We start from the raw sequence: 12,325 nt of genomic DNA, 5'->3' as shown, positions 1-12,325 counted from the left end.
ACCGCCCGCTACCGCCCCCTTAGGCCCAAGCCTAGCCTGAAGGCGAAAGGAGGTGGGCGATGGAACAACCCCTGAATCCGGAGGAACGGCGGCGCTTCCTCTCCAAGTTCGCCAGCGCCGTCTTCGCCTCCATGGTGGCCCCGGGCCTGGCCCAGGCCCTGCCCCAAACCCCGCCCCCCACGGGGGAGGACAAGGACGTCCTCCTGCGCATGCAGGAGGACCTGGAGCGGGCGCTTAAAAACCCCAAGCGCCGCTGGGGCATGGTGATCGACCTCAGGAAGTGCGTGGGCTGCCACGCCTGCACCGTGAGCTGCATGGCGGAAAACCGCCTTCCCCCGGGCGTGGTCTACCGGCCGGTGACGGAGGAGGAGGTGGGAACCTACCCCAACGTCACCTACCGCTTCGTCCCCCGTCCCTGCATGCAGTGCGACGACCCCCCCTGCGTGCCCGCCTGCCCCTACGACGCCACCTGGAAGCGGGAAGACGGCATCGTGGAGATCGACTACGAGCTCTGCGTGGGGTGCGAAAAGTGCATCCCCCCTTGCCCCTATGGCGCCCGCCACAAGGACGATGGCGCCTACTGGACGGAAAGGACCCCGGGCCAGGGGGAGATGCCCTACGAAACCCTTCCCGTCTACGAGTGGGGCAAGAAGGTGGCCCGGGAGGACGAGGCCGGCCCCATGGACAAGGTGCGCAAATGCCACTTCTGCCTGCACCGGATCTCCCAGGGCCTCCTTCCCCAGTGCGTCACCACCTGCATCGGGCGCGCCACCTTCTTCGGGGACCTGGAGGACCCCGCCTCCTTGGTCCACCACCTGGCCAAGTCCCCCAACGCCATCCGGCTTAAGGAGGAAGCGGGCACCAAGCCCCGGGTGTACTACCTGGTGTAGGAGGTAGCCATGGAAAAGGTTTCCCGGCGTGAACTCCTCAAGCTTTCGGGGGCGGGCGCCCTTCTTGGCCCCTTGGGGCTCGCCCTGCAGGAGGCTTCGGCCCAAGGGGGCCTGGCCTACGAGGTCCAGCTCCCCGAAAACACCATCTACTCCTCCTGCCTCCAGTGCAACACCGGCTGCCCCATCAAGGTGAAGCTCTACGAGGGCGTGGCGGCCAAGATGGACGGCAACCCCCTCTCCCCCTGGACCTTCCGGCCCCACCTGCCCCTGAATACGGACCTAGAGACCCTGGCCAAGGTGGACGGGGCCCTCTGCCCCAAGGGCCAGGCGGGCATCCAGACCGCCTACGACCCCTACCGCGTCCGCCGGGTCCTGAAGCGGGCCGGCCCCCGGGGCAGCGGCAAGTGGGTGGAGATCCCCTTTGAGCAGGCGGTGCGGGAGATCGTGGAGGGGGGGCAGCTTTTCAAGGAGATCGGCGACGAACGCCACTACCCCGGCCTTAAGGAGGTCTGGGCCCTCCGGGACCCCCAGGTGATGAAGGCCATGGGGGACGCGGTGAAGGCCATCTGGGCGGAGAAGGACCCCGCCAAGAAAAAGGCGCTGGTGGAGAAGTTCAAGGAAGACTTCAGGGAACACCTCCACACCCTCATCCACCCCGACCACCCCGACCTGGGGCCCAAGAACAACCAGGTGGTCTTCGCCTGGGGCCGGCTCAAGGCGGGGCGGAGCGAGTTCATCCGCTGGTTCTTCGGCCAGGGCCTAGGCACCGTGAACCTCCACGGCCACACCACCGTCTGCCAGGGCTCCATGTACTTCACCGGCAAGGCCATGAGCGAGCAGCCCACCTTTGACGCTTCGGGCAAGCTCTCCTGGTCTGGGGGGGCCAAGTTCTACTGGCAGGCGGACCTCTCCAAGGCCCGCTTCGTGGTCTTCGTGGGGGCCAACGTCTTCGAGGGGAACTACGGGCCCCCCTTGCGGGTGGGCTGGATCACGGAACGGGCGGCCAAGGGAGAACTGGAGTACGCCATCGTGGACCCCAGGGGGCAGAAGGGCATCAAGGGGGCCAGCCGCTGGATCGCCCCCAAGCCGGGCCACGACGCGGCCATCGCCCTCGGGGTCATCCGCCTCCTCCTGGAGTGGGACAAGATTGACCGCCGCTTCCTCTCCGCCGCCAACAAGGCCGCGGCCAAGGCCATCGGGGAAAGCACCTGGAGCAACGCCGCCTGGCTGGTGAAGATGAAAGACGGCCAGCCAGAACGGCTCCTCAGGGCCAGCGACCTGGGCCTTCCCAAGCCCAAGGCCAAGGTGGGGGACAAGGAGGTGGAGCTGGACGCCCCCGTGGTCCTGGCACAAGGGCGGCCCCTGGCCTTCAACCCCAACGATGAAACCCAGGCGGCCTTCGGGGAGCTTTTCGTGGACACCCGCCTGGAGGGGATCCCGGTGAAAAGCGCCCTCCAGCTCCTAAAGGAAGAGGCCTTCAAGCACCAGGTGAAGACCTGGGCCGCCCTCGCCGGGGTGAGGGAGGAGGACATCCGCTTCCTGGCGGAGAAGTTTGCCCAGTACGGCAAGAAAGCGGTGGTGGACGTCCACCGGGGGGCCAGCCAGCACACCAACGGCTTCTACAACGTCTTCGCCTGGTTTGCGGTGAACGTCCTCGTGGGCAACCTGGACCACCAGGGGGGGTTCGTCCAGGCCAGCACCTACGACATCACCGGGGGCAAGGCGGGCGGGCCCTTCGCCTTAAGCAAGCTCCACCCCAAGCCCCTAAGCCCCTTCGGCATCAGCCTCATCCGCCACGAGGTGAAGTACGAGGACACCACCCTCTTCCAGGGCTACCCCGCCAAGCGCCCCTGGTACCCCCACGCCTCGGACGTCTACCAGGAGATCCTGCCCTCCGCGGCCCAGGGCTACCCCTACCCGGTGAAGATTCTCTTCCACTACATGGGCTCCCCGGCCTACGCCCTTCCGGGCGGGCACGAGCAGATCCGGGCCATGCTGGACCCGGACCAGATCCCCCTCATCGTGGCCTTTGACATCGTGGTGGGGGACTCCTACCTCTTCGCGGACTACATCATCCCCGACCTCTCCTACCTCGAGCGCTGGGAGTTCCACGGCTCCCACCCCTCCATCATCTGGAAGGTCCAGCCCGTGCGCCAGCCCGCCATCCCCCCCATCCCCGAGGAGGTGGAGGTCTTCGGCCAGCGGATGCCCATCTCTCTGGAAAGCTTCCTCCTGGCCCTGGCGGAGCGGCTTGGGGTTCCGGGCTTCGGGGAAAAGGGCTTCGCCAACGGCATGCCCTTCACCCACATGGACCACTTCTACCTGAAGCTGGCGGCCAACCTGGCCTTCGGGGAGAAGGCGGACGGCTCGGAGGCCCTGCCCGAGGCGGACGAGAGGGAGCTTCAGGTCTTCCGGAAGGCCCGCCGCCACCTCCCCCCTTCGGTCTTTGACGAGAACCGCTGGCGGGAAGCGGTGGGGGACGAGGGGCTCTTTAGGCGGGTGGTCTACCTCCTGAACCGGGGCGGGCGCTTCCAGGAGTTCGCCAAGGCCTACGCCCAGAACGACCTGGTGGCCAACCGCTACGGGAAGCAGGTGAATCTCTTCCTGGAGAAGCAGCTCCTCTCCAAGAACGCCATGACCGGGAAGCCCTACGGGCCCCTGCCCACCTACCTCCCCCCCTACCGGGACGTCCTGGGGAACCCCCTCGCCGACCCCGGTTACGGCCTCACCCTCCTCACCCACCGGGACATCCTCCAGACCAAGAGCCGCACCGTAAGCAACTACTGGCTCCTCAGCATCAAGCCGGAAAACGCCCTCCTGGTGAGCGCGGAAGACGCCCAGCGCCTGGGCCTTAAGGACGGGCAGAAGGTCAGGGTGGTCTCCGCCACCAACCCCAAAGGGGAGTGGGACCTGGGGCCTTTCGGCAAGAAGCCCATGGTGGGGAAGGTGAAGGTGGTCCAGGGGATGCGCCCGGGGTGCGTGTCCTTCGCCCTGGGCTGGGGCCACTGGGCCTACGGGGCCACAGACATCGTGGTGAACGGGCAGGTCCTCAAGGGGGACCCCCGCCGGGCCCAGGGGGTCCACGCCAACGCCGCCATGCGCCTGGACCCCTACCTGAAGGACATGGCCCTCACGGACACCGTGGGGGGTAGCGTGGTCTTCTACGAGACCAAGGTCAACCTCATCCCTGTCTAGCCCAAGTCCCCCCGGGGCCACCCGGGGGGACAAAGCTACTAGGATACCCATGGTAAGGTTTTGCTTGGGGGTAAGGAGGTGAAGGCGTGATTCCCGCTCTGCGCGAAGCAAAAGGCCAAGCCCGGTGGGCGCTGGAGTTCATCCGCACGGTGATGCTCCTCCTCTGCCTGGTGGGCTGGGTCATGTACCCTTTGGAGCTCCTCCTTTTGGAACACTGGACGGAGGCCTGGCAAAGCCGCATCCCCTTCTTCGTGGCGGTGCCGGGGTTTATCTTCACCCTGTGGGTGCTCTTTGACCGGAAGACCTCCTGGGTGCGCTGGGCCTTCCTCCTCACCATGTGGGCCTCGGTGCTCACCGGGGCCTTGGGGGCCTACTTCCACCTTCTCTGGAACTTTGAGGGGGAGGTGGACTGGGACTTTGCAGCCGCCATGGAGGCCATGGCGGGAAGCCGGCCGGTTTTGGCGGCCCTAGCCTTCACCCACATGGGGGTCACGGGCCTCCTCTCCATCTACCGGGCCCGCTGAAGGAGGTGCAGGATGATCGAAGCCCTCATCAAAGCCCAAACCGAGGAGGAGCGCCTCCTGGAGTTCCTGCAGAGCACCTTCCTCCTCATCGCCCTAGTGGGGTTCCTCTTCTACGGCATGGAGCACTGGGTCCTGGACCACTGGACGGAGAGCTGGCAGAGCCGCATCCCCTTCTACGTCTCCCTGGTGGGGGCCCCCTTGACCTTCCTCATGTTCTTCCACCGGGGGCCCTGGGTGCGCTACCCCTTCCTCCTCTGGATGCTGGCGAGCGTCCTCACCGGGGTCCTGGGGGCCTACTACCACCTCCTCTGGAACGCCCAGGACGCGGAGGTGAGCCTTTGGAGCCTCTCGGGGTTCCTGGAGGCTTTTAAAGGAAGCCGGCCGGTGCTGGCGGCTTTGGCCCACACCCACGTGGGGGCCGTGGCCTTTGTGGTGGGGATAACCATACGGGACGGGAGGTAAGCATGGAGAAGATCAAAGGCCTACTCTGGTTCGGGATGGTGGCGTTGGGCCTGGCCCTGGCGCAGGCCCCCAAGGTGGACGGCAAGATCGCCGCGGGCGAGTACGCCAAGAGTTACAAGCACGATAAGTCGGGGATCACCCTCTACTGGAGCATCGTGGGGGATACCCTCTACCTGGCCCTCGAGGGCGAGAGCAAGGGCTGGATCGGGGTTGGGTTCCTCTCGGAGAAGACCAACAAGAAGCAGGGGGCGGACCAGTACCTCTTCTACCTGGAAGGGGGCAAGCTGGTGGCCCTGGACATGTACCAGACCAAGCGCACCGGCGCGCCCGTACCCGACGACAAGGAGGGGGGCAAGAACTCCATCCTGGCCAGCGCCGCCACCCACGAGGGGGGCCGCTGGAGTGTGGAGTGGAGCCGGAAGCTGAAGACCGGGGAGCCCACCGACGTGGACCTCGCCGCCGGCCGGAAGCTCATCCTCCTCCTGGCCCACGCGGAAAAGATGGACCCCAAGGAGGAGCACAAGAAGACCGAGCGCTGGTACGTGGAGGACTTCGCCTTCTAAAGCCCTTTAGGCCCCGGGGGCTTAGGGTCCCCCGGGGCGCGTTTTGCGGGGCGAAACATACCCTTGACTTTAATGTGCTCATATGTATATTGAAGCCATGGCGCGGCGTCCCCAACCCTTACCCCTCCTGGTCTTCGGCCTCTCGGCCCTGGCCCTCTCCTGGGCCGTCCTCCAGGCGGGGGGCCTAAGGTTGGTCCTGGCCTTCTGGCTTGGGGTGTGGCTGGGCCTGGCCCTCTTCCACGCCCGCTTCGGCTTCGCCTCGGGCTTCCGGCGCTTCCTCCTCACGGGGGAAAGCCGCCTGATCCGGGCCCACTTCCTCCTCTTCGCCCTCACCGCCACCCTCTTCGCCCCCTTCCTGGCCACGGGGATGGCCTCGGGGTTCGTGGTGCCCCTGGGGGTGGGGCTCCTCCTGGGGGCCTTCCTCTTCGGAATCGGGATGCAGCTTGGGGACGGGTGCGCCTCGGGCACCCTCTACCACACGGGGAGCGGGGACACCCGGGGGCTTTTCACCCTCCTCGGGTTCATGGTGGGCTCCCTGCTCGGGGTCTTCCACCTCCCCTACTGGCAGGGCCTGCCCCAGTTGGCCCCGGGCAGCGCCCTGGAGTGGTTCGGGGGGCCTTGGGGGGCGGTTCTGGGCTACGCCCTTTGGATGGCCCTTCTCCTCGGGCTTTACCTCCTGGTGGCCCGGGTGGAGCGGGCGCGCAGGGGGCGGGTGGAGCCCCTCTGGCAGGGGCAGGGCCACCCCCTCTTTGGGCCCTGGTCCTTGGGGGTGGGGGCCTTGGCCCTGGCCCTGGGAAGCCTCCTCACCCTGCTCCTTTTGGGGCGGCCGTGGGGCATCACCTCGGCCTTCGCCCTCTGGGGCGGGAAGCTGGCGGAGGCCTTGGGGGTCCCCGTCTTGGACTGGGCCCTCTTCCAGGCCCCGGAGTTCGCGGAGAGGCTCATGGGAAGCGTCCTCCAGGACCCCACCAGCGTCATGGACTTCGGGCTTTTCCTGGGGGCCTTCCTGGGGGCGGCCTTGGGGGGCAACCTCCGCTTCCAGGACCCCCGCCGGATTCCCCTATCCACCCTCCTCGGGGTCTTCCTGGGCGGGGTGCTCATGGGCTATGGGGCCCGGCTGGCCTCCGGGTGCAACATCGGGGCCTACCTAGGCGGGGTGGCCTCCTTCAGCCTCCACGGCTACGTCTGGGGGCTTGCCGCCCTCTTGGGCACCGCCTTAGGGATGCGGCTCAGGCCCCTTTGCCGCCTAGCACCGGAGGTAGCGGGGCAGGACCTCCTCCAGGGGCGTGGGGCGCGGGAGGAGGCCCTTTAGGGCCTCGGGGAAGGGGGCGGTGTTCCCCAGCTTGAGCATCCGGTACTGGTCCAGGGTGATGGGGGCGAAGGGCAGGGGGGAGAGGAGGGGAACCAGGAGGTCCAGGAGGGGAAGGGGGATGGGAAAGAAGGGCTTCTTCCGGCCCACCGCCTCCATCACGAGCTCCAGAAGGCCCCTAAGGGTGTACTCCTTGGGCCCCACCAGGTCCAAGGGGCCAAAGACCCCCTTTTCCAAGGCCCCCACGGCCACCTCCGCCACGTCCCCCGCGTAGACGGGCCGGAAGGGAAAGCCCCCATCCCCCAGGAGGGGCACGAAGGGGAGGGGCTGGCAGACCAGGCCCCTCAGGATCTTTCCAAAAAACTCGTCCCCCGGGCCAAAGATGAGGCTCGGGCGGAGGAGGGTGGCCTTTAGGCCGCTTTGGGCGATGAGCGCTTCCGCCTCGGCCTTGGTCTCAAAGTAGCGGCTTCCCGTGCCCCTCCTCGCCCCCAGGGCCGAGAGGTGGACCAGGCGGTCCACCCCGGAGCGCTCCATGGCCCTCAGGGTGTTCCGCACCCCCTCCACGTGCACCTCCCGGAAGGTCTGGCCCCGCTCCCGGATGATCCCCGCCAGGTAGAAGACGGCCTCCACCCCTCTAAGGTCGGGCACCTCCCGGGTGATGTCCCCAGGAAGGTACCGGACCCCTTCGGGCAGGGGGCGGGGGCGGCGGGCCAGGACCAGGGGGGTGTGGCCCCTTTCCAGGAGGGCCTTAAGGACATACCCCCCGAGGAACCCCGTGCCGCCGATGACCAGGACCCGCATCCCTTTAGGCTACCCCCTTCAGGGCCGGTGGGAAGGGTTCCAGGAGGGCCTGGGCCTCGAGGTAGGGGGCCCTGAAGCGCAGGGCCCAGGCCCGGAGGAGGGTGAGGAGGGCCTCCAGGGAAAGCCGCCCCTCCCGGAAGTCCCTAAGCCTTTCCAGGAAGTAGGCCTTCTCCTCCCGGGAAAGCCCGTCCAGGTGCCCGAAGGCGTGGAGGAGGGCATCCGCCATCCGCCCAGGGCGGGGAAGCTTGGCCGTGGCCCTGAGAAACCCCTCCCGGTAGGCCCGCTTGGCCTCGAGGAAGGAAGCGCTCCGGGCCAGGAGGCGGCCCAGGTCCCGGGCCGCCTGGGGGTCGTAGGCCAGGAGGAGGAGCTTGTAGCGGGCGTGGAAGGCCATGAGCTCCCCTAAGGAGGCGGTTTCCCGCAGCCGGGCCAGGGCGAAGAGGCGGGTGAGGAAGGAGGCCAGGATGGCGGGGTCCCTTAGCCGCCCCTCCTCCTCCACGGGGAAGAAGGGAAAGGCCTCCAGAACCTTCCTGGCAAAAAGCCCGGGGCCCCGGGCCACCGTGCCCCCGCCGGTGGGGTGGGCGTAGACCTTGGCGTCCTTGAGGGCGCAGGAGGGGGAGCGGTTTTTGAGGAGGAAGCCGTCCACCTCGGGAAGGGCCTCCAGGAAGCGCTCTGAAAAGGCCTCCATCTTTCCGGTGAGGTCCTCCCCCGTTTCCGGCTGGACCAGGGCCACCCCTTCCCCCCGGCGCACCAGGCGCACCGTGGGCCGGGGCACCCCCAGGCCCACCCCCACCTCGGGGCAGACGGGGATGAGGTCCACGTGGGGGCGGAGGGCCTCGAGGACCGGCTCCCGCACCCGGCCCCCGTCGTAGCGGAAGGCCCCCAGGAAGCAGGCGCTCACCACCAGCCTGGGCCTCGGCCAGCTCATGCCGCCTCCAGCTGGCCCTCCGCCAGGGCCTCGAGGGCCTTTAGGTCCAGGAGGTAGACCCGGCGGTAGGAGGTCTCCAAAAACCCTTCCCGGCGGAGCTCGGAAAGGAGCTTGGACACGGACTCCCGGGTGGAAGCGGTGGCGTCGGCGATCTCCTCGTGGGAGGCGGTGACGTAAAGGCCCCTTTCGTCCCGGAAGGAGGCCGGGGTGTCCGCCAGGAAGAGGAGGTAGCGGGCGATGCGGGCCCGAAGCTCCCCGGTCTGCAGGTGGGCCTCGTAGGCCTGGACGCGGCGCATCTGCCGGGCCAGGTTGCGGGCCACCAGCTGGAGCTCCTCGTGGCCCATGCGCTTGGGGTCCAGGCCCACCACCACCGCCTCGGTCATGGCCTCCGCGGCGTAGCGGTGGCGCTTCCCCTCCAGGGCCTCCTCCCCGAAGAAGTCCCCGGGGAGGATGTGGCGCAGGGTGAGGGTGCGGCCGTCGGGCAGGAGTTCCACGATGCGCACCAAGCCTTCCTGAAGCCGGTAGAGGGTGTCCGCCCGGTCTCCGGCGAGATAGATGGCCTCCTTGCGGCTATAGCGTTTCATGCTCTCTCCTCCCAAACCTCGGGCAGCCTCTCCAGATCCTCCACGTACACCGCCCCCAGCCGCGCCGCCTCCTCGGGGCTCGCCCCCTGCCCCCCCAGGACCACCTTGGGGGCCAGGCCCTTCAGGGCCCCGTCGGGAAGGGCCCTAAGGGGGTCCGGCAGGAGGGCGGAGAGGACCACCCCCCGGGCGGAAAGCCGCTCCGCCAGGTGCTTGAGGTCGGAAAGGGGGGTGTCGGGGCCCAGGTAGAGGGCGGGCAACCCCCCCCGGCGCAGGAAGTAGGCGGCCAGCATGGCCCCCATCTCGTGCCGCTCCCCCGGAGGGGTGGTGGCCAGGATGGGGGGCCCCTTGGGCTGGCCCACCAGGTCCAATAGCTCGTGCATGCGGGCCCGGAGGAAGTGGCTCGCCAGGTGCTCCTGGGCCACGCTGGCCTCCCCCCGGTGCCAGGCCTCCCCCACCGCCCGGAGCACGGGGACGAGAAGCCCCGTGAGCGCCCCTTCGGGGCCCAGAAGCCTCAGGCCCTTGCGGAAAAGGGCCTCCGCCCGGGGGAGGTCGGCCTGGAGGAGGGCCTGGAGGAGGTCTTCCTCTAAGCCCTGGGGCCGGACCCCCTGGGCCAGGTAGCGGCGGATGGCGGCCTGGGGGGTGGCCCCCTCCTCCAGGTAGCGGCGGATGGCCTTGAGGGCCTCCACGTCCTCCTCGCGGTACAGGCGGTGCCCCCCAGGGGTGCGCTCGGGGCGGGGGAAGCCGTAGCGGCGCTCCCACTGCCTCAGGACCTCAGCGGAGAGGCCGGTCATGGCCTCCACCTCGGCGATGGTGTACACCCCGGAGCGGACCATGGCCTTAGGGTAACAGGGTGTACAAGCTTTGTCAAATATATGTCCATCTACCAAGTGTAGCCGGGGCAAATGTCCCGGAGGCACGCTAAGATGAACCTAAGTTCATTATGGAACCGGATTGGAAAGCCCTGGCCAGGGTGGTGCGTGTCCACTCCGCCACCTTTTACTGGGGAAGCCTCCTCTTTCCCAAAGAGGAGCGCAAGGGGGCCTGGGCGGTCTACGCCGCCTGCCGCCTGGGGGACGACGCGGTGGACCGGGGCGGGGGGGAAAGGGCCCTCGAGGCCTGGTGGAAGGGGGTGGAGCGGGCCTATGGGGGAAGGCCAAGGGCGGCGTGGGAGCGGGGCCTCGCCTGGGCCCTGGAGCGCTGGGCCATCCCCTTGGAGGCCTTCGCCCACATGCGGGAGGGGTTCCTCACGGACCTCGGCCCGGTGCGGCTGGAAACGGAAGAGGAGCTCCTCCTCTACTGCTACCGGGTGGCGGGCACGGTGGGGCGGATGATGGCCCCCATCGCGGGCGGGGGGAAGGAGGTGGAGGAGAAGGCGGTCCGCCTGGGCCAGGCCATGCAGCTCACCAACATCCTCCGGGACGTGGGGGAGGACCTGGGGATGGACCGGGTCTACCTCCCCCGGGAGCTCCTCGAGCGCTTCGGGGTGGACCTTGCGGACCTCCGCCGGGGGCGGGTCACCCCCCAGTACCGGGCCCTCCTCCAGCACCTGGAGGCCAAGGCCCGGGCCCTTTACCGGGAGGGGCTTTCCGGGCTTAAGGGGTTAAGGGTGGGGCGGGCGGCCGTCGCCCTCGCCGCCCTCCAGTACCAGGGCATCCTGGACAAGCTCCGCCTCCAGGGGTACGACAACCTCTCCCAAAGAGCCCACCTGAAGCCCTGGGAGCGGCTCCGCCTCTTCCCCAAGGCCTTCGCCCTGGCCCGCACCTCTGAGGCCTAGGCCACACGGGTCGGAGGGCCTCTTGGGGTAGCCTGCCCCCATGCGCCTGGTCTGGCACCGGGGCGACCTCCGCCTCCACGACCACCCGGCCCTCCTGGAGGCCCTGAAGGAAGGCCCCATAGTGGGCCTGGTGGTCCTGGACCTCAACAACCTGGAAGGGGCCTCCAGGAGAAGGCGGGCCTGGTTTTTGGAAAACGTCCGGGCCCTTAGGGCGGCCTACCGGGCCCGGGGCGGGGCCCTCTGGGTCTTGGAGGGCCCCCCCTGGCTTCGGGTGCCGGAGGCGGCCAAGGCGGTGAGGGCCCAGGCGGTCTACGCCCTGAAGAGCTACACCCCTTACGGGCGCCACCGGGACACGCGGGTGCGGGAGGCTTTGCCCGTGCCCCTCCACCTCCTCCCCGCCCCCCACCTCATCCCCCCCGACCTGGAAAGGCCCTACCGGGTCTACACCCCCTTTAGCCGCCGCTTCCAAGGGGTAGACCCTCCCCTCCCCGCCCCCGAGGCCCTCCCCCCCTTCCCCGAGGAGGGGGAGATCCCTGAGGAGAAAAGCGACGTCCCCCTGCCCCCGCCCGGGGAGGAGGCGGCCCTGGCGCGGCTCAGGGCCTTCCTGGAAGAGGGCCTGGCCCGCTACCCCCTGGAGCGGGACCGGCTGGACGGGAGGGGGGGCTCGAGGCTCTCCCCCTACTTCGCCCTCGGGGTCCTCTCCCCCCGCCTGGCCGCCTGGGAGGCCCTGCGGCGCGGGGGCGAGGGGGCTAGGAAGTGGGTGTCCGAACTCCTCTGGCGGGACTTCTCCTACCACCTCCTCTACCACTTCCCCGAAATGGCCCAAAGGGCCCTGGACCCCCGCTTTGAGGCCCTTCCCTGGCGGGAGGACGAGGGGCTCTTCCAGGCCTGGCTCGAGGGGCGCACCGGGGTGCCCCTGGTGGACGCGGCCATGCGGGAACTCCAGGCCACGGGCTTCCTCTCCAACCGGGCCCGGATGTGCGCCGCCCAGTTCGCGGTGAAGTACCTCCTCCTGCCCTGGAAAAAGGCGGAGAGCGTCTTCAAGAACCTCCTCCTGGACGGGGACACCGCGGTGAACCTCCAGGGCTGGCAGTGGGCGGGGGGCCTGGGGGTGGACGCTGCCCCCTACTTCCGGGTCTTCAACCTGGTGGAGCAGGGCCGCCGGCACGACCCCGAAGGGGCCTGGCTCCGGCGCTTCGCCCCCGAGTACCCCTCCTATGAGCCAAAAGACCCCGTGGTGGACCTTAAGGAGGCCCGAAGGCGCTACTTGGCCCTGGCAGGGGCCCTCTAAAGGTAGGCTG

At 68.8% G+C, this 12,325-nt stretch carries 12 protein-coding genes; 8 read left to right on the top strand and 4 right to left on the bottom strand.

Translation table 11 applies throughout. From position 1 onward, the window contains the following. Window positions 1–59 precede the first annotated feature (59 nt). The 6 genes from B043_RS0111220 (at window position 60) to B043_RS0111195 (ending at window position 6,943) form a co-directional block, all read left to right on the top strand. Window positions 60–890 carry a 4Fe-4S dicluster domain-containing protein gene (locus B043_RS0111220; protein ID WP_018462067.1) on the top strand — a complete coding sequence of 277 codons (831 nt, stop codon included), beginning with the start codon at window positions 60–62 and terminating at the stop codon, window positions 888–890. A 9-nt stretch (window positions 891–899) separates the two neighbouring features. Further along, a complete protein-coding gene (locus tag B043_RS0111215; RefSeq protein WP_018462066.1) occupies window positions 900–4,085 on the top strand; it encodes a molybdopterin-dependent oxidoreductase in 3,186 nt (1,061 codons plus the stop codon). Between the two features lie 86 nt (window positions 4,086–4,171). Then, the gene (locus B043_RS0111210; RefSeq protein ID WP_016329370.1) at window positions 4,172–4,609 is read left to right on the top strand and encodes a hypothetical protein; all 438 of its coding nucleotides are present in this window, start codon (window positions 4,172–4,174) and stop codon (window positions 4,607–4,609) included. Between the two features lie 12 nt (window positions 4,610–4,621). Beyond that, entirely contained in the window at window positions 4,622–5,071 is a 450-nt protein-coding gene (locus B043_RS0111205) for a hypothetical protein (RefSeq protein ID WP_018462064.1), read from the top strand. A gap of 2 nt (window positions 5,072–5,073) precedes the next feature. Beyond that, window positions 5,074–5,634, top strand: coding sequence for a DOMON domain-containing protein (locus B043_RS0111200; RefSeq protein WP_018462063.1), 561 nt, complete (start codon window positions 5,074–5,076; stop codon window positions 5,632–5,634). A gap of 97 nt (window positions 5,635–5,731) precedes the next feature. Next, window positions 5,732–6,943 (top strand): YeeE/YedE family protein, encoded by a 1,212-nt coding sequence (locus B043_RS0111195; RefSeq protein ID WP_038037134.1) that lies wholly within the window; start codon window positions 5,732–5,734, stop codon window positions 6,941–6,943. Here the strand turns inward: B043_RS0111195 and B043_RS0111190 are convergent. The 4 genes from B043_RS0111190 to carH are packed head-to-tail and all read right to left on the bottom strand — an operon-like array spanning window position 6,878 to window position 10,083. Then, entirely contained in the window at window positions 6,878–7,741 is an 864-nt protein-coding gene (locus B043_RS0111190; protein WP_018462061.1) for an NAD-dependent epimerase/dehydratase family protein, read from the bottom strand. The genes B043_RS0111195 and B043_RS0111190 overlap by 66 nt on opposite strands. Before the next feature lie 4 nt (window positions 7,742–7,745). Continuing rightward, window positions 7,746–8,666 carry a YbgA family protein gene (locus B043_RS0111185; RefSeq protein ID WP_018462060.1) on the bottom strand — a complete coding sequence of 307 codons (921 nt, stop codon included), beginning with the start codon at window positions 8,664–8,666 and terminating at the stop codon, window positions 7,746–7,748. Next, a complete protein-coding gene (gene ldrP, locus B043_RS0111180; RefSeq protein WP_018462059.1) occupies window positions 8,663–9,250 on the bottom strand; it encodes a transcriptional regulator LdrP in 588 nt (195 codons plus the stop codon). The genes B043_RS0111185 and ldrP overlap by 4 nt, the downstream gene beginning before the upstream one ends. After that, entirely contained in the window at window positions 9,247–10,083 is an 837-nt protein-coding gene (gene carH / locus B043_RS0111175; RefSeq protein WP_018462058.1) for an HTH-type transcriptional repressor CarH, read from the bottom strand. Before carH ends, ldrP begins: the two co-directional genes overlap by 4 nt. A 107-nt stretch (window positions 10,084–10,190) precedes the next feature. On the opposite strand from carH, the gene B043_RS0111170 reads away from it, so the two are divergent. Continuing rightward, window positions 10,191–11,024 carry a phytoene/squalene synthase family protein gene (locus B043_RS0111170; protein ID WP_018462057.1) on the top strand — a complete coding sequence of 278 codons (834 nt, stop codon included), beginning with the start codon at window positions 10,191–10,193 and terminating at the stop codon, window positions 11,022–11,024. Window positions 11,025–11,064: 40 nt separating this feature from the next. Further along, window positions 11,065–12,315, top strand: coding sequence for a deoxyribodipyrimidine photo-lyase (gene phr / locus B043_RS0111165; RefSeq protein WP_018462056.1), 1,251 nt, complete (start codon window positions 11,065–11,067; stop codon window positions 12,313–12,315). The last annotated feature ends 10 nt before the right edge of the window (window positions 12,316–12,325 follow it).

Origin of the sequence: Thermus oshimai DSM 12092, from assembly GCF_000373145.1 — a bacterium.
Classification (GTDB): Bacteria; Deinococcota; Deinococci; order Deinococcales; family Thermaceae; genus Thermus; species Thermus oshimai.
Note: the sequence above shows the minus strand (reverse complement) of the source record. Positions and strands in the feature narration are given on the sequence as shown.

What these genes read in the sequence shown, in the direction of transcription:
- B043_RS0111220 (WP_018462067.1), top strand. Translation starts at nt 60, where the DNA reads ATGGAACAACCCCTGAATCCGGAGGAACGGCGGCGCTTCCTCTCCAAG.
- B043_RS0111215 (WP_018462066.1), top strand. Translation starts at nt 900, where the DNA reads ATGGAAAAGGTTTCCCGGCGTGAACTCCTCAAGCTTTCGGGGGCGGGC.
- B043_RS0111205 (WP_018462064.1), top strand. Translation starts at nt 4,622, where the DNA reads ATGATCGAAGCCCTCATCAAAGCCCAAACCGAGGAGGAGCGCCTCCTG.
- B043_RS0111200 (WP_018462063.1), top strand. Translation starts at nt 5,074, where the DNA reads ATGGAGAAGATCAAAGGCCTACTCTGGTTCGGGATGGTGGCGTTGGGC.
- B043_RS0111195 (WP_038037134.1), top strand. Translation starts at nt 5,732, where the DNA reads ATGGCGCGGCGTCCCCAACCCTTACCCCTCCTGGTCTTCGGCCTCTCG.
- B043_RS0111190 (WP_018462061.1), bottom strand. Translation starts at nt 7,741, where the DNA reads ATGCGGGTCCTGGTCATCGGCGGCACGGGGTTCCTCGGGGGGTATGTC.
- B043_RS0111185 (WP_018462060.1), bottom strand. Translation starts at nt 8,666, where the DNA reads ATGAGCTGGCCGAGGCCCAGGCTGGTGGTGAGCGCCTGCTTCCTGGGG.
- ldrP (WP_018462059.1), bottom strand. Translation starts at nt 9,250, where the DNA reads ATGAAACGCTATAGCCGCAAGGAGGCCATCTATCTCGCCGGAGACCGG.
- carH (WP_018462058.1), bottom strand. Translation starts at nt 10,083, where the DNA reads ATGGTCCGCTCCGGGGTGTACACCATCGCCGAGGTGGAGGCCATGACC.
- B043_RS0111170 (WP_018462057.1), top strand. Translation starts at nt 10,191, where the DNA reads ATGGAACCGGATTGGAAAGCCCTGGCCAGGGTGGTGCGTGTCCACTCC.
- phr (WP_018462056.1), top strand. Translation starts at nt 11,065, where the DNA reads ATGCGCCTGGTCTGGCACCGGGGCGACCTCCGCCTCCACGACCACCCG.